We start from the raw sequence: 18,717 nt of genomic DNA on the forward strand, positions 1-18,717 counted from the left end.
TGACAAGCCTCATCGCATATAGTGTATGGAGGTCTCACTTTCTTGAGCGGGATCACCCGTTAAATTGTGATTGACGGAGGTCAGACCTTATAGTACAATCATCCTTGTGTTACTGGATTTTTATTCTATCAGGAAAGGCAGGGTAGATGTTCAGCAACTCTCTTATAATTATAGCGCCCGAACTAAGCGATCGGACGAAAGATGCTTAGTTGACGAGGATGGAGGTTATCGAATTTTCGGCGGATGCCTCCCGGCTGATCAAAAAAGAGATCACAGCCGTAAGTGTTTCTTTAAAGCAAAGAGGTGACTCTTTGTACAAAGGGAATACACATGATCTCCCAAATTAAACATGTAGAGAGGGACGAAGAAATGTCCCTTCTATTTTAGTAGGCTTTCTTTGTCCCTTTCACATGATCGGGAGGAAGAATATTTATGTGTGGAATCGTAGGTTATATTGGTCAGAATGATGCGAAGGAAATCTTATTAAAGGGTTTAGAGAAGCTTGAGTACCGCGGGTATGACTCAGCAGGAATCGCTGTGGCAAACGAAGAAGGCGTGCATGTGTTCAAAGAAAAAGGACGTATCGCTGAGCTTCGTGAAGTTGTTGATGCAAATGTAGCATCTTCAGCTGGAATCGGACATACACGCTGGGCAACACACGGTGTACCAAGCCATCTAAATGCGCATCCGCATCAAAGTGCTTCTGGCCGTTTTACGCTTGTTCATAACGGTGTCATCGAGAACTATGTACAATTGACACGCGAATATTTACAAGACGTCACACTAAAAAGCGACACAGATACAGAGGTTGTTGTTCAAGTTATCGAACAATTTGTGGACAGAGGTCTTGATACAGAGGAAGCTTTCCGTCAAACGCTTCTTCAACTAAAAGGCTCTTACGCAATTGCCCTTTTCGATAACGAAAACAAAGAAACAATCTATGTGGCGAAAAACAAAAGCCCATTATTGGTTGGTTTCGGAGAAGATTTCAACGTTGTAGCTTCTGACGCAATGGCGATGCTTCAAGTAACAAACGAATATGCGGAATTAATGGATAAAGAAATGGTCATTGTCACAAAAGACGAGGTGATCATCAAAAACCTTGACGGTGATATCATGACACGTCCTTCTTATATCGCTGAGCTAGATGCAAGCGACATCGAGAAAGGCACATATCCTCACTACATGTTAAAAGAAACGGATGAGCAGCCGCTTGTCATGCGCAAAATCATCCAAGAATATCAAGACGAAAACGGCAAGCTGTCAGTCGCTGGCGATATCGCAAGCGCAGTAGCAGAAGCAGACCGCATTTACATCGTGGCTTGTGGAACGAGCTACCATGCTGGACTTGTCGGTAAACAATATATTGAAGACTGGACGAAAGTACCTGTAGAAGTCCATGTAGCAAGTGAATTCTCTTACAACATGCCGCTTCTATCGAAAAAACCGTTGTTCATCTTCCTTTCTCAATCTGGGGAGACTGCGGACAGCCGTGCTGTACTCGTTCAAGTCAAAGAGCTTGGTCATAAAGCATTAACGATCACAAACGTACCAGGTTCAACGCTTTCTCGTGAAGCGGACTTCACATTGCTTCTTCATGCAGGACCAGAAATCGCAGTGGCTTCAACAAAAGCTTACACAGCACAAATTGCTGTTCTTGCGATACTTGCATCAGTTGCAGCCGAATTAAATGGTCAATCTCTTGACTTTGATCTTGTGAAAGAACTTGGGATTGTAGCAAATGCAATGGAAGCCCTTGTGGATCAAAAGGATGAAATGGAACAAATCGCTCGTGACTTCTTCACAGTGACACGTAACGCATTCTTTATCGGAAGAGGACTTGACTACTATGTGTGCCTTGAAGGTTCACTGAAACTAAAAGAGATCTCTTACATCCAAGCAGAAGGATTTGCTGGCGGAGAACTCAAACACGGCACGATTGCTTTAATTGAAGAAGGCACACCGGTCATTGCCCTTGCAACGCAAGAGCACGTGAACCTCAGCATTCGCGGTAACGTCAAAGAAGTCGTTGCACGCGGAGCAAACCCATGTGTCATCTCACTAAAAGGCCTAGAAGACGAAGGCGACCGTTTCGTCCTTCCAGCTGTACACCCAGCACTTGCACCACTTGCATCTGTTGTCCCATTACAGCTCATCGCTTACTACGCAGCCCTTCACCGCGGGTGTGATGTGGATAAACCACGTAACCTTGCGAAGAGTGTGACGGTGGAGTAGGGTTTAAATTAATTCAGACTTTTGATACCCCTTTAGATATAATTATCTAAAGGGGTATTTTGTGTCTAAAGAGCTAAATAAAATGAAAGATAGATTCGATAAGATCGTACATGTTCAAGGGAGCGGAATCATTATGAGTGAATATTTAAAAAAGGAAAAATGGGGAATTACTTTTTTCTTAATCATTTATATCGCATTATTTATTAGCTCTTATTTGTTGATTGGTGGTCCTGCTACCGTCGAAGGACCGATTTGTGTATTTCTAGGATTCTGTTTCGTTCAATTTTTTAAATATAGATCTTTCAAAAAAGATGCAGGTAATAAAAAGGAAATAGGCATACTAAGAGAGCGGCATCTAGAGAAGGCCATACAGCTTGAATATTTAAAAAAGAAAGAGAGAAAATCACATGACCAAACCTAAAATCTATACAATGAGCTTCGCAAAAGTCTATCCTCTTTATATCGCAAAGGCAGAGAGAAAGGGACGAACGAAGGCTGAAGTTGATACGATTATTTGTTGGTTAACGGGGTACAGTCCAGAAGAGCTGCAGGAACAGGTGGATAAACAGATAGACGTTGAAACCTTCTTTGCTGAGGCTCCTGAGCTTCATCCTTCCCGCAGCTTAATCAAAGGAGTCATCTGTGGTGTTCGAGTAGAAGACATTGAGGAAGAAACCATGAAAAACATTCGGTATCTAGATAAGCTGATTGATGAGTTAGCGAAAGGAAAGACGATGGAAAAGATTTTGCGAGATTCGTTATGACCATCACAAGCAAGCCCAGTGAACAACTTTCACTGGGCTTTTTTATATCTTATAGACCATTCGATCAATAAAAATAAAATCCATTTGAACGAATCCCCTCTTCATGTCGTCAAAAGAAGTGATATCAAAACAAATTGGTGTATGAAAAAGGAGTGGCGTGGATGGATATGAAGATGATTTTACCTCTCGTTTTGCTGCAAGCCATTTTAATGGTGATTGGTTTGTTTGATTTGCTGAAAAGAGATCCATCTAGGGTCAGAGGAGAGGTGAAGTGGGTTTGGGCTTTGGTGATTGTGTTTGTGGCGAGTGCCGGTCCTATTGCGTATTTCATTTTTGGTCGTAAACAATCTTAGTAGGGGGGATTTGCTTGAATATGCTGGAGTGTCAAGGGCTGACGAAATCGTATGGTCGGCATGAAGTTTTAAAAAACGTTTCGTTTTCTGTTGGGGAGGTCGGATGTGTAGGGTTTTTAGGAGCCAATGGAGCAGGTAAGACAACGACGATTCGGATTTTGACGGGGCTTGCTCGTCCTACGTCTGGCGTCGTGAAGGTGGCGGGTATGGATGTGACAAAGGACATGGATGACATTAGTCATGTGATTGGCTATTGTCCGCAGCAGCCTGCATTTTATCAGGATATGACAGGTCAGGAGTGGATGCATTGGGTTGGCGGGTTATTTCAATTAGAGAAAAACATCATTCGCTCCAAAACTGAGGAGCTGTTGAAGCTTTGCCGTGTGTATGAGGCGAAGGATCGTGCCATTGGCAGCTATAGTGGAGGAATGAAGCAGAGGCTCGCCATTGCACAGGCGCTCATCAACAGCCCAAAGGTTCTTATTCTAGATGAACCTGTGTCCGCACTTGATCCGATGGGGAGAAAAGACGTCCTGACTTTGATTGAGCGTTTAAAGCATGAGATGTTGATCTTTATGTCGACCCATATTTTAGATGACATTGAAAGGGTGGCGGATCATATTATCATGATCAACAGCGGAAAAATTGAAATGTCCTCTTCCATGAAACAGATCAAAGAAGACTATATTCAGCCAGTGATTGAATTTCAATTAGAACAAAAGAATACGAAATTAGTGGCGTTGTTAAAAGAGCAGGATTGGATGGAGGAATGCATTGAGGCAGGGGACGGTTATCAGGTGCGAGTGAACGATCAACAAATGGCGTTGAAGGAGCTGCCTGGTCTCATCACTGAAACTGGCGGTGTTCTCCTCCATTATCGACTATCTAAGCTGACGCTTGAAGATATTTTCATGAAGGTTGTGAATGCATGATGATGCTGAAAAAGGAATTTAGGGAGTTATTCACTAGTTATAAAATTTTATTTGTGCCGATCATTTTTACGATTTTAATGATCACACAGCCTATTACGCTCAAAATGCTGCCGGATCTTTTATCGAACTCAGCTAATTTACCTGAAGGGTCCACATTTTATATACCAGAGCCTAGCGCTGGTGAGGCTTTAGCGAGTGCATTGAGTAAGTTCGATTCGCTTGGCGTTTTTATTCTCATTATGATCGTGATGGGGACGATTGCGGGAGAGCGTGCCTCTGGGGTGACGGCGATGATTATGGTGAAGCCGATCAGTCGAATGAGTTATTATGTCTCAAAAATATGCGCCTATGCTGGTTTGACCTTGTTTAGTTTGGTGGTGGCAGTGCTTGCCTCCGTTTATTATGTGGACATCCAATTTGGGCATGTGAATTGGGTCAATGTGGTAAAAGGAACACTTCTTTATTATCCAAATTTATTGCTGATTGTGGTATCGACCATTTGTGCTTCGGCGTTCTTTACGCGTTCCGTCACAGCCGGCGGTGTATCGCTTGTGATCAACCTTATTCTATTTACCGTTCCTTCATTTTATGAGGATACATTAGGGAAGTTTGCGCCTAAAGGCGTGACAAGTGCGGCCGAGGAGATGATTCATAGAGGGACTTATTCGGATCAGGCGCTTACAAGCTTTCTAGGTGTATCGGTATTGATTGGTTTCTTTTTTCTCATCGGATGGTTTCTTTTTAGAAAACAAGAATTATAGAATGCTGTTGCGATTGCTTCTTCAGGTTTACTATGAGCATAAAAATCTGAATACGGTAGAAAGTTTGATATGATGGATAAAAATTGACTGTATTTTCAGAAAAGGAGTTTTTATTCATGAGAACATCACGTAATCCTGATACCATTCACCCGCCAGTCGCACCATATACCCATCAAATAGAGACAACTGGACCACAGCGGTGGTTAACCCTATCAGGTCAAGTGGGAATGGAGGCGGATGGAACAATCCCAGAGAGCCCGTTGGAGCAGCTCGAACTAGCGTTAGAGAATGTGAAACGAAACGTAGAAGCGGCAGATATGGCCGTGGAAGATATAACGAAACTAGTATTTTATCTCGTGGGAGAGTTCGATGCTGAGTGTAGAAAACGAATCATGGGGCAGTTCTTAGGTGATCATCTGCCTTGTATGACGATGATTTATGTAGTTGCCTTGGCTTCTCCTGCTTTGAAGGTAGAGGTGGATGCTTGGGCGTGTCAGGAGATGGGTTTGGGTGATGGGGCGGTTTGAGGGAATAACTGTTTAATAGATAAAGGATTAGGATACTGTCGCCTAATCTTTTTTTATTTTGTACATGATATATTTTCTTAATCCGTTGTACATAGAATAGATTACCTAATTCCTATTACCTTGTTATTCTCTATATGGTAATATTAGGGTAAGTGGTTAGTGGGTCTAATGACATTCGCTTTTCATCTTATAACACACCATAGATAAGCATACATCACTCTAATACAAGGGAGAGATTCGATGCCATTCATGGAGGTTCAGAATATAAGCAAACGATACAGTAATGGTGATGGGATAGAGGGCCTGTCATTTTCCATAGAAGCAGGAGAAGTTGTGGCACTGCTTGGGCCTAATGGCGCCGGGAAGACGACAACGATTCGGTGTTTAACGGGTCTATATAAACCAGATGGAGGGGAAATTCTCATTGAGGGTTTCCCGCCTGGTCATTCCCATGTCCAAAAACAAGTAGCTCTTATTCCTGATCAGCCGTATTTGTATCCAGACTTAACGGCTGCTGAACATGTTCAATTCCGTGCTCGTGGATATCATAAAGGCTTAAAACAGATCAAGGAAAAGGTACATGAAGCGTTGAAAGAAGTACATATGGAAAAGAAGATGAACGAACTGTGCGGAAGGCTGTCAAGAGGCCAAAAGCAGCGTGTCGTCTTAGCAGGGGCCATTGTTCAAGATGCCTCCCTTTTTATATTAGATGAACCGACTGTTGGGTTAGATATTCCGTCAAAACAGTGGCTGTCGGATTGGCTGAGACAAAAAAGCAGTCAAGGTGGGTCGGTCTTTGTCTCGACTCATAGTCTAGAGTTCGTTCTTGATACGGCCAGCAGGGTGGTATTGATTCGAGACGGTGCCATCATGAAGAATATGGATGTTCCTCAATTAAAGGAAGAACAGATTGAGTGGAGGGCAGAAGTCATTCAACTTCTGGGGGAGTGGTCAAGTGAATAACACACTCTCCCTTTTATGGATGAAATCTCAAAGGCGCTTGATCAGTAAAAATCAAGAAAAGAAAATGCCTTTTGTGATCTTACTTCTTTTCATTGCGGCAATTGGTTTTCAGCTAAGCGCAGTTTCAAGTATGGGTGATTGGAATACGGTTGCAGCTGGATGGATCATTGTCTGCTTGTTTGTTCTCTATACGGGGTTTGGCTTGTTTACAAATCGGCTGCCTAGTCAAATGAACGATATCATTTGGTTATATGGAAATGGCGCTTCTCTATGGACAGTTGTCATCAGTGTATGGTTGTATCACATTTTTTGGCGAGGGGCTCTTCTCATTGTCTCTGCTGTGGCTGCGGATCTTCTTCTGTTTTTTATGGCGCAGCAGTACCCGTTTCTGCTTGGAAAATCACTCATCCTGACAGGGCTGTTATGTTTGGTCGAAACTTGGATGATTGCGGTGTCTTGTGCTAGAACCATTCGAGTATACAAGCGCCTGCTCATACTCGGTTTTGTATTGATGTTTTGCTTCTTTGCACTGCTTGTTTTGAATCAATTCATGATGAAACAGCCCTTCTTGATGAACATTGCTGATTCTTTGATGTTTCAAGCTGGACGTATGATCGAAGAGTTCTCCATTCTTTCTTTCTTCATCTTTATTGGAGTAATGTTCCTATCTTTCCTGATGATGTACAAGGCTAGTCATCGTTTAGAGATGAAGGAGTCTTTAGTCAAGGAGGCAGTATTTTGGGAGGAATTTGAGGGGAAACATATTCAATCAAGTCCAATTGTTCAAAAAAAGGGCAAGACGTGGTGGGGGCTTCCGTCATTAACGGGCAGCTGGGCTTTTCTTTGGATTGAATTATTGCTGCTAAAAAAGTATGCGACCTTCCATTTGTTATCTACCATGCTGTTAATTGGTACTTACTATGTCGTCCTTACTTATTTTTCAGATTGGCTGAATCTATTCTTAATCGTCATCGCTGCATCCGTTCTTTTTAGTTCATATTATGCGGGGATTGTAAGACACGCACAAACAGGAGTGCTCTATCTTTTTCCAGGCGCTTTATATCAAAAAATCATTCTGTTAGAAGTGTTTCAAACCTTTTGGCTGTATGCGTTCTACTTGATTTCACTTTATTTGGTTGAGATTCAGGATGTATTGTATTGGACCTTATTTGGTGGAGGAGTTTATATATGGTTTTTGGCCATACGGCTCTTTGCCTTTATGCAGCCTCTGAGACGAGAAAGAAGTTTTGCTTTGGCCGCCTATTATCGATCATTGCTATTTGCGTCTGTGTTCAGTGCTGTGGTCATTATTAGCATTCATCTGTTCACTGATGACTTGTTGACAGCAATTGTATCCCTAGTGGCTGGAGCTGTATTTTATGTGCTTTGTTATCGATACCGTGCGGTTCATTAAAAAGAGGAGTTGATTGTCAATGAAACCAGAAAATAAGCTGTCTCAATCAGTTCAACAATTGGCAAATACAAATGAAGTAACGATCATTCAAGCAATAGGGGAATTGAGAAAGTTTGGAAAAGATGCAGTGCCCGTCCTTGTTGAGGCTTTAAAAGAAAGAGGATCTCTGCGGAACATTGCAGCAGCTGTACTTGGTGAATTTGGAGCAGATGCGGGAGAAGCAGCTGAGCCGCTAGCAAAGCTATTAGAAAGTGACGAAGAGGATACAAGGATGGCCGCTGCCATGTCACTCATGAGGATTGGACAGCCTAGCTTGCCATTCCTTCTGGCACTGGCTAAACGTTATGAGGGACCTACTTGTTTCTGGGCATCATGGTGTATCTCTTGGATTGATCCATCAAAAATTGAAAAAAACATGTACGAGTGCTTAAAACAAGAACAAGAAAATCCATCAGGCAGCGTCACGCCTTTTGCTGCAGAGGAAGCATTAGGGAAGATTATTGCTTTTCAGCTAAAGGAAAAGGGGGATGAATAGTGGAAACGAAAAAACTCGATTGGCCTGGGCATCTTCCTTGGATTTATCCTTCAGATCAAAGGAAAAGTTAGAAAAACATTCAATTGGTTAGTAAGTGTAAGGGAGGAGAGAGTGTTGTTTCTATCAAACAAAGAATTAAAAAGAAACGCGGTTTTTTTCGCAGGGATTGGAGCGGTTTTGTTGATTTTAATGATATTGAAATGGTTTCCGATTCCTGCAGACTGGGAGCTGATGTTGATTTTTTTTGGATTGGGGATTTTGTTTTATTTGAAACGTGTGATGCGGAAAGAAGAAAATCATCATTCATAATTCATCAGTAAGATACCTAGAATGTATATTCTAGGTTTTTTTATTAAATTTACCTTAAAACGCATGTTTTTACATGGGTGTAGAGACCAATTTTTTGAAAGTGTGGTAGGATAAATATGCTTTTATATTTTCCGAAGGAGCTGTCGTGTTGAAGGGATCTAGGGTTGAGTTCATTGATAGTTTGCGTGGTTTTAGTTTATTAGGTATTTTGATCGTGAATATGCTTAATTTTCAATATGATTATGATTTTGAGAAAATGTTTGATTCGAGTTTTTGGGGGCAGGAATTCGGAGTTTATCTGACGGAAATTTTGTTCCAAGGGTCGTTTTATCCGATTTTCTCCTTTTTGTTTGGGTATTCTTTTATCAAGCTGATTGAATCAACGAAAGCCAAGGGACTAAGTACGAATGCCATTGTCGTTCGCCGGGGCTTTGGTCTTATTGTGCTTGGGATGCTGCATTACATCTTTATTTGGAATGGTGACATTCTTCTTTATTATGGAGCTTGTACGTTTTTCTTGATGATGTTTTTGAGCAGCCGAATCAAAACAATGCTTATTTGGTCGGGTGTGTTAGGGGCGTTGTCTTTAGTCGTTGTGCCATATATGATGAACTTTGTTTATGGGAATGATGATTTTTTAACCGATGTGTATGCGAAGGGTGCATATGGGGATATTTTGCTCAGCCGGGTTACGGTTGAAGACGATATGTTGATTGTGACCATTATTCTGGCGATCGTGACCATTACGCTTATGCCGATACTAGGGTTTCTTTTCGGTACGATGATGGTGGGTCCGTTCGCATTGCTTGGCATGGTGATTGGTAAACGAGGACATCTGACAGAAGAAGATCGAGGAATGGCCTATCGCAAAGGCTGGGTCTGGGTCATTGTCGTCGGGCTTGCGCTAAAATGTGCGACGTTCATTGATGCGCCTTGGAGTGAATTCGTTATGATTCTCGGTGGCTATGTGCTGGCGATCGGGTATATTCAAGCGTTTATTGTTTTTTACTATTCGAAAGCAGCTCAAGGCCTCAAACGTCTGCTTGCAGGACTTGGCCGTTTGTCCCTATCAAACTATTTGGCGCAGTCGATCATTTGTACAACGATTTTTTATTCTTATGGACTTGGTCTATTTGGACAGATGGGGTCAATGTTTGGGTTGCTGCTTGCTGTCGGACTGTACACAGCACAGCTGTTCATCAGCCATCTCTATTTGAAAAAATGGAGAAGAGGTCCTGTCGAGTGGCTTATGGGAAAATGGGTGTATTGGAGATAAATGGTGTTGGAGAAGACCGCATAGCTGAAGAGCTGTGCGGTTTTTTTAGTTGAGTTGCAATCAAAAAATAGTTGAATATTCTTTTAGTTTGTATATAATGTATATATAGTATATATACATTATTGCGTTCCAAACACCAGTACTGAAAAAAGAGGTTTTTATATGCAAATTACGATTTCAAACCATTCTAAGGAGCCCATCTATGAGCAAATTACGAATCAAATCAAATCGATGATTTTAACGGGTGAGCTTGCAGAAGGTGCAGCACTGCCGTCTATTCGAAAGCTGGCGAAGGATTTACAAATCAGCGTGATTACAACAAAGCGAGCGTATGAAGAGTTAGAGAAGGCAGGATTTATTTATTCAATTGTAGGCAAGGGATCATTTGTTGCGGAACAAAACCTAGAAGTGATGAGAGAGAAGAAATTGAAGGTGATCGAGGAACAGCTTGGAGCGGTTGTCACAAACGGAAAGGAATTAGGTTTATCTTTTGATGAATTGCAGCAGTTATTAAAGTTCTTGTATGAGGAGTGAGAAGAGTGGAGCTTGTGATTGAATTTAAAGGGGTGTCAAAACGATTCAAGGACTTTTCAGTTCAGAATCTCGATTTACAGGTCAAAAAAGGCTTTGTCACAGGGTTTATTGGGGAAAATGGAGCGGGTAAGTCGACCACCATTAAAATGATCATGAATTTGTTAAAACCAGATTCAGGTGACGTAAAGATTTTCGGATTAGATTATCATACCCATGAAAAAGAGATTAAGGAACGAATCGGATTTGTTTACGATGCCAACGTTTTTTTCCCAGGATTAAATTTAAAGGACATTAAACGAATTGTGGCACCGGCCTATAAACGCTGGGATGACCAGCTTTTTTATCAATATATTGAGCAGTTTGGTCTGCCGCTGCATAAAGCAATCAAAACATTTTCAAAAGGGATGCAAATGAAGGCATCACTTGCGATTGCTCTATCGCATCATGCAGAGCTGATTATTATGGATGAACCAACTGCTGGTTTAGATCCGGTCTTTAGAAGAGAGCTGCTCGGTACGTTACAAGAATTGATGATTGATGGAAATCGAACGATCTTTTTCTCAACACATATGACAACAGATTTAGACCGGATTGCAGATTATATTGCGTTTATACAAAATGGCAGATTGGTCTTTCAACAGTCGATTCATGAGGTAGCGGAGAATTATGCGCTTGTGAAGGGAAGCTTGGATTTGTTGGATCGAGACACTGAAAAAGCCTTTGTCCATATTCAACGTACAGCAGCAGGGTTTGAAGCATTAACAGATCGTATTGGTGAAGTGAAGCATATTTTTGGAGATGATGTTGTGATTGAACGGGCATCGCTTGAGGATATCATGTTTTATTTGAAAGGCGGTGTAGAGCATGTTTCATTTAATGAAGCGTGATGTGATTTTGCAAAAGAAACAGCTGATTATTTTTCTTCCGTTTATCTTATTTTTTATTCTCATGGATGTGCCTCCGGCATTGACGTTTCTCGTCGCCAGTTTCTTCATACCTTTTAACACATATGCGTACGATGAGAAGGCAGAAACGAATATCCTATTAAACTCTTTGCCTTATACACGTAAAGAAATTATCGCATCACGTTATCTTGGTGCCATTTTTTTTATGGTGATTGCGATCGGGCTGACAAGTGCTGCTTTATTTAGTTTTGGGAAGCTGTTTACGATGATGGATATCGCACTTGGCAGCGGGCTGTTTTTACTGTTTGCGGCGTTTACATTTCCTTTGTTTTATATTCTGAAACCCGGCTTTATCTCAACGGCAGTGATCATTGTCTTTATCATTTTATCTGGTATAGGGCCGCCGATTATGGCTTATTTAGCAGAGCATTTCAGCGTGATCACTGATTTTGTGATGAATGTATCGATTCCGATTTTATATACTGGATCAGCTGTGCTCATCATGTTGATCTACCTCATGTCCTGGGGGCTTTCGGCCGCTATTTACCAAAGAAAAGTATTTTAATGCAAATATCATATGAACATTGATAGAGAATCATTCATTTTGAGGAAGGACTTTTCAAAATGGATGATTCTTATTTTAGTCGATTTACGCAAGAGGTGATTTCCTATTTGGAGTCGAATTTGATGGATGAGCTGTCGCTGAGGCAGGTAGTGGGGTATTGCGTGTGTTTAAAAAAGAAACAGGGCTGTCGATGGGGGAATATGTGCGAAAGCGGCGGTTCGCTACGGCTGCACAGCTTCTTTTGAATTTACAGTTTGAGCTTGAGGAGACCGTGTGAGTGGTCTTTTTTTGTTCTATACAAATCTATATAAACAGTTTATAATGAAAAATATACACATACATACCAACGGTCGGTATGTAAAAGGAGGCATTTCATTTGGCCAGAAATAAATATCCAGAAAAGACAATCCAGCAAATTTTAGATGTGTCGACGAAGCTGTTTCAGGAAAAAGGATTTGAAAAGACGAGTTTGCAGGATATCATCCAAGAATTGAACATGTCTAAAGGGGCTATTTATCATCATTTCAAATCGAAGGAAGAAATATTACGTGCCGTGATGGAGAGGCAATTTCGTCATGCGACTGAGAAGCTTGAAGATCTGATTAAGCATACAGAGGCAGCGCATGCGAAAGAGAAGCTGCAGCGTATTTTAGAGCAGCTAGTGGCAGATCCAAAATCTCATTCCATTGATGGGATCTTGGTTGACCAGATCAAAAATCCGCAATTTGTGGTTGAGGGAATGAAGGCAGGCGTCAATCAGGATGCGCTTAAAATCAAACATCTTATTCTTGAAGGAATTGATGATGGTTCGATAAATACTACATTTCCTGGGGAAGTGGCAGAAGTGTTTATGCTACTCGTCAATATATGGCTGAACCCTACGCTATTTGCTCGTGATGAGCAGGAAACTAGTCAGCGTTTACTGTTTTTACAACAGATGATGAAAGGTCTCGGAGTGGATGTGGTGAGTGATCTATTTATTCAAAAGGTCACAGCGCATCATGCTGGGATTGGTGGATATGATCAGCCTGGAACCTAAATGGTCAGATAAGAGACAAAAGGAAAATTCATTTCATAGGAGGATGCCTTATGCTTCAATTCGTAAAACTCGAGCTAAGAAAAGGCCATATGAAACATTATATTCAAGCTAGTATGATTGTCAGTATTGTACTGCTGGTGTTTATTTATTTTGTCGCGTTTGCTGCACAGGTTGAACAGGAAATCGATTTTCAGCAATATCCGAATATCTATTTGTTGACCAGTATAGTATGGATGATCTTTTTTTCGATCGTCACAGCCATGATGTATTGTCGAGAAATAGTGGCTGCATTGAAAGAACAAGAACCTCATTCATCCAGTATGAGGTTATCCCTCCTTTCGAGAATGGTTTGGATGCTCTGCTTCTCTACAATTGTCATGCTGTGTAGTATCATTCCTTCATTTGTTGTGTTTAGTGTCACTGAAACTTTCTTCCCCATTGTTCAGGATGCGCTGACAGCTGATGTGATGCTCACTGTGAGCAAAACGTACCTAGTGTTTACTTGTTGTATCAATGGTATTGGCATGATTGCGATGAGAGTGGGGGTAATGAAGAGGTCTATTTTCATGACCATTCTGACTGCGATTGTTCTATGTGCTGTTTTAGGAAACGTATTAATCGCTGTTTATGGAAATGATCAAATGAATTTCATTTTGTCAGGAGTCATGATGATAGCTGTCCTCATAGTGATCTTGGAATTATGGGGCCGCATGACCCGGCTTTAAGCGAGATAAGCGAGTACACAAGGAGGGAGACATATGGAGCATACGATTCTAATTGAAGAGTTGGTCGTAGAATTATCGCTGGATTGGCTGCTCGGAGAGGTGTTTATTCAACACCATGATCATCCTTATCTCATCATTCGTCAAACGGTCAATCAAGTGTTTCCAAAAGGTTATTTGATGCATCATCAGGTAAGAGATGGACGATTGTTCATTAAAGATAGACGGAAAAAAATACTCAGCTTAGGGCTTCAACTTTATAAAACCGATGTCGCTATTTTTCTCCCTAAACGACAATTACAGTCCATTTCCATTCGTTGTAAAGGAGCAAATCTTCAGGCAGAGAGATTGAAGGTGGAGAATGTCTCTTGTCATTTAACGTCTGGAAAAACGATGCTATCAGGTAACATCAAGCATCTCCATTTAGAGACTGTAGGTGGGCTTATTTCTAGTCGGCAGCTTACCGTACAAAGATTATTACTGCACGCCACATCGTCAAAAATTGAGTTGGCGGGTGCCTTTTTGGACGTTGATCTGCATGTAACAGGTAGAAGGATACAGATTCATTCTACAAACATGCTAGATTCACTTAAATCTACTTCAACAGGAGCAAATGTCAAAGTGGCGATACCGGAAAATGATGGGTTTACTTGTTATGTAAAGAAAAGATCCGGCGCTTTCCGGAATGACTTTTCTTGTCATCGAGAGAAGGAGAAAATGGTGCATAAAAATGGATTGCGATCCTTTGAGGTTGATATAAGAGGCGGTCAGTTCCTATTAAGTCATCAGATTTGAAATGACTTTCACCCTTTGATTCAATATATCAATATAAAACAATTTGAACATCTCTTTATGTCGGAATATTTTGATAATAGTGTTTCCCTCAAAAAAACAATTGTTTTTTAAGGGTAGATTTATTATGATAATATACAACGAAAGATTGATGTTTCTCAATCAGAATGAACATTCTGATTTTTATTTTTTATGTTGTTTGTTGATGAGGGGGAAGAAAAGTGGCTCAAAAGGAATTAAAGAGAGGGTTAAGTGCCCGCCATATTCAAATGATCGCACTCGGCGGCACGATTGGTGTTGGCTTATTTATGGGGTCAGCCAAGGCCATTCAATGGACAGGTCCATCGGTTCTTCTAGCGTACGCAGTATGTGGTATCTTTATTTTTTTTATTATGCGTGCGATGGGAGAAATGTTATACGTTGAACCGAGTACAGGTTCATTTGCTACATTTGGTCATCAATATATTCATCCGCTTGCGGGGTATATGACAGCTTGGAGTAACTGGTTCCAATGGGTCATTGTCGGGATGTCGGAAATTATTGCAGTAGGCGCTTATATGAAATATTGGTTCCCAGACCTGCCAGCGTGGATTCCAGGTTTAATCGCGATGATTATTTTGGGAGCTGCCAATTTGATTTCGGTTAAATCGTTCGGTGAGTTCGAATTTTGGTTTGCAATGATCAAGATTGTGACGATTATTTTGATGATCATTGCAGGTCTAGGCATTATTTTCTTTGGATTTGGAAATGGCGGGACGCCTATTGGCTTGTCTAATCTGTGGGCGCACGGCGGGTTCTTTACAGGTGGATTTACCGGATTCTTGTTTGCGTTGTCGCTCGTCATTGCTGCCTATCAGGGGGTAGAGCTGATTGGGATTACAGCAGGTGAAGCACAAAATCCAGAAAAGACGCTGACCAATGCCATCAAAAGTATCATCTGGCGTATTTTGATCTTCTATATCGGTGCGATCTTTGTCATTGTGACAGTGTATCCTTGGGATCAGCTGAATACCCTTGGCAGTCCATTTGTGGCGACGTTTGCGAAAATTGGGATTACAGCAGCTGCTGGTATTATTAACTTTGTCGTCATTACAGCAGCGATGTCAGGCTGTAATAGTGGGATTTTCAGTGCGGGACGTATGCTTTATACATTAGGTGTGAATGGACAGGCGCCTGCTTTCTTCACCAAAATTTCGAAGAATGGCGTGCCGTATTTTGGGACATTTGCTGTGCTGATTGGTCTAGCGATAGGAGTTGTCCTCAATTATGTTGCGCCACCAAACATTTTCGTCTATGTGTATAGTGCGAGTGTACTTCCTGGTATGGTGCCTTGGTTTGTGATTTTGATTAGTCATATCGGCTTTAGAAAGGCGAAGGGATCTGCGCTTGATCAACATCCATTCAAGATGCCGCTAGCTCCGTTTTCTAATTATCTTACAATCGGTTTCTTACTGATGGTGCTTGTATTTATGCTCATTAATCAGGATACGCGTATTTCTCTAATCGTGGCCATTGGGTTCTTGATTGTAGTAGCGCTTAGCTTCTATGTCTTTGGGATCGGGAAACGGAAACCGATCGAAACAGCTTCTTCTGATCAAACGGTAAAATAATCAAAGGCCTTGCGGGATGGACCGCAAGGCTTTTTTTGTTTAGAGTGAAGCTTTCACACGGTTAAAGACATCTGGAAAGTTGGTGAAAAGACCGGTGACGCCGTATTGCAGTAAACGGGTCATGTCTGCTTCGTTGTTTACCGTATATGGGTGGAGGAGGAGTCCGTGGCTTCTGACCTGCTGTACGTTTTCAGGTGTCAATGCTCTAAAGTTTGGCCCGACACCCACTGCATAAGTTTTGATGAAGTCGAGCTGATCGTCTGTGATGGACGTCATTTGGGTTCTGTCTAATAGCTGTACTTTTGGAAGGCGTGGAGCTAGTTTCTGTAGTTTTAGCAGGCTGTCTTGACTAAAGGATTGGATCATGACTTGCCCTTTTCTTGTGTGTTTCCCGAGAAGATGATGTTTTTTTAGGGTCGCCATTAGTTTTTCTTCCATTTGCGAATAGATGTCTGGTTTTTTTGTTTCAATATAATAATTCTCTCGTTTGCCGAAATAGCGCAGCACCTCATCTAATGTGAGTACTCGCTGTCCGATATAGTTGGCATTTTGTCTGTCGGGATTGACTTCGTTAAACCATGTACCGGCATCAAGCTGTTTGATTTCGGCAAGTGTGAGGTCTTTGACCCAGCCTGTTCCGTTTGTGGTCCGGTCAACGGTTTCATCGTGCATGACGATGAGGTGTCCATCCTTTGTCATTTGAAGGTCGAGTTCGAGGTAATCCACATTCATCTTTGTGGCGAGTTTGTAGGAAGCCAGGGTATGCTCTGGTGCATACCCTGATGCTCCGCGGTGTGCAACGGTTAAAATACGATCTGGAGATAAAAGATGTTCATGTGCCGATATGGTGGTCGGCACCCACGCAAAAGACAGTAAAGCAAAAGAGAGCAACACGAAAGCAAGTAATCTACTTTTCTTCATATTTTATCCTCCTTTTACGGTAACTGCCTTCATCATAAGAAATAGATGTAAAGGGCATGTTGGGTGGATATGAATCTTTTATGTGATTTTCATTAAGCTTGCTCTACGCGCTTCCCTGTATTCCATGTCATCGCCAGGAAGACAATCGCAAGCACACAAGAACCAACCAGTAAAATGAAGCCTCCTGTCCAGTCATAGTGATCTACGACGACGCCCATCATCGCATTGGCAAAGGCAGAGCCGCCAATATAGCCAAAGAAGCCAGTGAGTCCGGCCGCAGTGCCAGCCGCTTTTTTAGGAGCAAGGTCAATGGCTTGAAGTCCAATGAGCATGACAGGTCCGTAAATTAAAAAGCCGATGCTGATAAGGGCGATGTTATCGACCATTGGATTGCCAGCAGGGTTTAACCAGTAAACGAGCACCGCAATTAATACCCCAGCCATAAAGAGGACGCCCGCTGGTGCGCGGCGGCTTCTAAAGAAGCGGTCACTGATCCAGCCGCACAATAATGTGCCGGGAATGCCTGCATATTCATAAAGAAAATAAGACCAGCGTGAATGCTCTGGTGAAAAGCCCTTTGCTTCTGTTAAGTAGGTCGGCGCCCAGTCCACGACACCGTAACGGACGAAGTACACAAAGACATTGGCAATGGCGATATACCAAAGGAATTTATTGTTGAGTACATACTTAAATAAAATCTCTTTCACTGTTAATTCTTTTTCTTGATCTTCATACTGCTGTGCCGGATAGTCATTGCGATATTCCTCGATTGGCGGAAGACCAGCGGATTGCGGGGTATCCCGGACGAGTAGAATGATCACGATGGAGACGATAATGGCAATGATGGCAGGGAAGAAGAAGATACTTTTCCATGTCGCAAACAGCACGATCCCTAAGGTGATGAGCGGTGCAAGAATTCCCCCGCCGATATTGTGAGCGACGTTCCAAATAGACATTTTCGTTCCACGTTCACTAACCGAAAACCAATGCGCCATCGTGCGTCCGCATGGCGGCCACCCCATGCCTTGGAACCAGCCGTTTAAAAACATGAATAAGAACATGATCCATACACTTGATGTCACCCATGGAAATGAGACAAATAGGATATTGATAAGGGCTGATAGAAAGAGTCCGGTGGCTAAAAAGTATCTTGGGTTACAGCGGTCTGAAATCATCCCCATGATGAATTTACTAAAGCCATAGGCGATGGAGACAGCTGCGAGTACAAAGCCTAATTCACTTTTCGTGAACCCTTCTTCCTGTAGATAAGGAATAGCAAAAGCGAAATTTTTGCGCAGCAAATAGTAGCCCGCATACCCGATAAAGATGCCTAAAAAGACTTGCAGCCGCAGCCGCTTATAGGTCTCGTCTGTCTTGGCATCATCAAGTCTGTCGATATGCGGAGCGGGTTTAAACCATTTAAACATAAAGATCCTCCTCCTGTAGTTGTCCGATTGACTGAAGCAAAAGTACGAGATCGGCGTTTGATCTTGTACTTTTTAAGAGACAAAAGAATTGATAACGCTTTCTTTTGTACTCCCATCATATCGGAAGGAGGAG

The 18,717-nt window shown here is 42.0% G+C and carries 20 protein-coding genes; 18 read left to right on the top strand and 2 right to left on the bottom strand.

From position 1 onward, the window contains the following. The first annotated feature begins 432 nt into the window (after positions 1-432). From glmS to MHH26_RS18445, 18 genes are all read left to right on the top strand, one after another. Entirely contained in the window at positions 433-2,235 is a 1,803-nt protein-coding gene (glmS, locus tag MHH26_RS18360; RefSeq protein WP_340974289.1) for a glutamine--fructose-6-phosphate transaminase (isomerizing), read from the top strand. Between the two features lie 133 nt (positions 2,236-2,368). Next, positions 2,369-2,656, top strand: a complete 288-nt coding sequence (locus tag MHH26_RS18365) for a hypothetical protein (RefSeq protein ID WP_340974294.1) — start codon at positions 2,369-2,371, stop codon at positions 2,654-2,656. Continuing rightward, a complete protein-coding gene (locus tag MHH26_RS18370; RefSeq protein WP_307498882.1) occupies positions 2,643-2,999 on the top strand; it encodes a DUF2200 domain-containing protein in 357 nt (118 codons plus the stop codon). Before MHH26_RS18365 ends, MHH26_RS18370 begins: the two co-directional genes overlap by 14 nt. Before the next feature lie 161 nt (positions 3,000-3,160). Then, entirely contained in the window at positions 3,161-3,352 is a 192-nt protein-coding gene (locus MHH26_RS18375) for a PLD nuclease N-terminal domain-containing protein (protein WP_034664414.1), read from the top strand. Between the two features lie 14 nt (positions 3,353-3,366). Continuing rightward, the gene (locus tag MHH26_RS18380) at positions 3,367-4,284 is read left to right on the top strand and encodes an ABC transporter ATP-binding protein (RefSeq protein ID WP_307498883.1); all 918 of its coding nucleotides are present in this window, start codon (positions 3,367-3,369) and stop codon (positions 4,282-4,284) included. Further along, a complete protein-coding gene (locus MHH26_RS18385) occupies positions 4,281-5,045 on the top strand; it encodes an ABC transporter permease (RefSeq protein WP_340974296.1) in 765 nt (254 codons plus the stop codon). Before MHH26_RS18380 ends, MHH26_RS18385 begins: the two co-directional genes overlap by 4 nt. Before the next feature lie 116 nt (positions 5,046-5,161). Then, positions 5,162-5,572, top strand: a complete 411-nt coding sequence (locus tag MHH26_RS18390; protein WP_334750713.1) for a RidA family protein — start codon at positions 5,162-5,164, stop codon at positions 5,570-5,572. Between the two features lie 240 nt (positions 5,573-5,812). Continuing rightward, a complete protein-coding gene (locus tag MHH26_RS18395; protein ID WP_334750714.1) occupies positions 5,813-6,535 on the top strand; it encodes an ABC transporter ATP-binding protein in 723 nt (240 codons plus the stop codon). Further along, positions 6,528-7,949, top strand: coding sequence for a sporulation killing factor system integral membrane protein (skfF, locus tag MHH26_RS18400; protein ID WP_307498888.1), 1,422 nt, complete (start codon positions 6,528-6,530; stop codon positions 7,947-7,949). Before MHH26_RS18395 ends, skfF begins: the two co-directional genes overlap by 8 nt. A gap of 19 nt (positions 7,950-7,968) precedes the next feature. After that, positions 7,969-8,484, top strand: coding sequence for a HEAT repeat domain-containing protein (locus MHH26_RS18405; protein WP_334750715.1), 516 nt, complete (start codon positions 7,969-7,971; stop codon positions 8,482-8,484). A gap of 457 nt (positions 8,485-8,941) precedes the next feature. Further along, positions 8,942-10,069 carry a DUF418 domain-containing protein gene (locus tag MHH26_RS18410; protein ID WP_334750716.1) on the top strand — a complete coding sequence of 376 codons (1,128 nt, stop codon included), beginning with the start codon at positions 8,942-8,944 and terminating at the stop codon, positions 10,067-10,069. 162 nt (positions 10,070-10,231) lie between these two features. Beyond that, a complete protein-coding gene (locus tag MHH26_RS18415; protein WP_003217079.1) occupies positions 10,232-10,603 on the top strand; it encodes a GntR family transcriptional regulator in 372 nt (123 codons plus the stop codon). Between the two features lie 5 nt (positions 10,604-10,608). Next, complete coding sequence (locus MHH26_RS18420) at positions 10,609-11,490, top strand: ABC transporter ATP-binding protein (RefSeq protein ID WP_307498893.1); 882 nt, start codon at positions 10,609-10,611, stop codon at positions 11,488-11,490. After that, positions 11,468-12,073, top strand: coding sequence for an ABC-2 transporter permease (locus tag MHH26_RS18425; protein WP_340974299.1), 606 nt, complete (start codon positions 11,468-11,470; stop codon positions 12,071-12,073). Before MHH26_RS18420 ends, MHH26_RS18425 begins: the two co-directional genes overlap by 23 nt. Positions 12,074-12,449: 376 nt before the next feature. Next, a complete protein-coding gene (locus tag MHH26_RS18430) occupies positions 12,450-13,112 on the top strand; it encodes a TetR/AcrR family transcriptional regulator (RefSeq protein ID WP_307498899.1) in 663 nt (220 codons plus the stop codon). Positions 13,113-13,162: 50 nt separating this feature from the next. Beyond that, entirely contained in the window at positions 13,163-13,837 is a 675-nt protein-coding gene (locus MHH26_RS18435; protein WP_340974303.1) for a bacitracin ABC transporter permease, read from the top strand. A gap of 33 nt (positions 13,838-13,870) precedes the next feature. Further along, positions 13,871-14,629: a DUF4097 family beta strand repeat-containing protein gene (locus MHH26_RS18440; RefSeq protein WP_307498903.1), complete on the top strand. Its 759-nt coding sequence runs from the start codon at positions 13,871-13,873 to the stop codon at positions 14,627-14,629. A 218-nt stretch (positions 14,630-14,847) separates the two neighbouring features. Then, positions 14,848-16,236: an amino acid permease gene (locus MHH26_RS18445; RefSeq protein WP_212041010.1), complete on the top strand. Its 1,389-nt coding sequence runs from the start codon at positions 14,848-14,850 to the stop codon at positions 16,234-16,236. Positions 16,237-16,275: 39 nt separating this feature from the next. On the opposite strand, the gene MHH26_RS18450 is transcribed toward MHH26_RS18445, so the two are convergent. Together MHH26_RS18450 and glpT are read right to left on the bottom strand one after the other, a co-directional pair. Next, entirely contained in the window at positions 16,276-17,157 is an 882-nt protein-coding gene (locus MHH26_RS18450) for a glycerophosphodiester phosphodiesterase (protein WP_340974309.1), read from the bottom strand. A gap of 92 nt (positions 17,158-17,249) precedes the next feature. Further along, the gene (gene glpT, locus MHH26_RS18455; RefSeq protein ID WP_034664381.1) at positions 17,250-18,584 is read right to left on the bottom strand and encodes a glycerol-3-phosphate transporter; all 1,335 of its coding nucleotides are present in this window, start codon (positions 18,582-18,584) and stop codon (positions 17,250-17,252) included. Between the last annotated feature and the right edge of the window lie 133 nt (positions 18,585-18,717).

This window comes from Bacillus sp. FSL K6-2839 (assembly GCF_038003365.1).
GTDB lineage: Bacteria > Bacillota > Bacilli > Bacillales > Bacillaceae > Bacillus.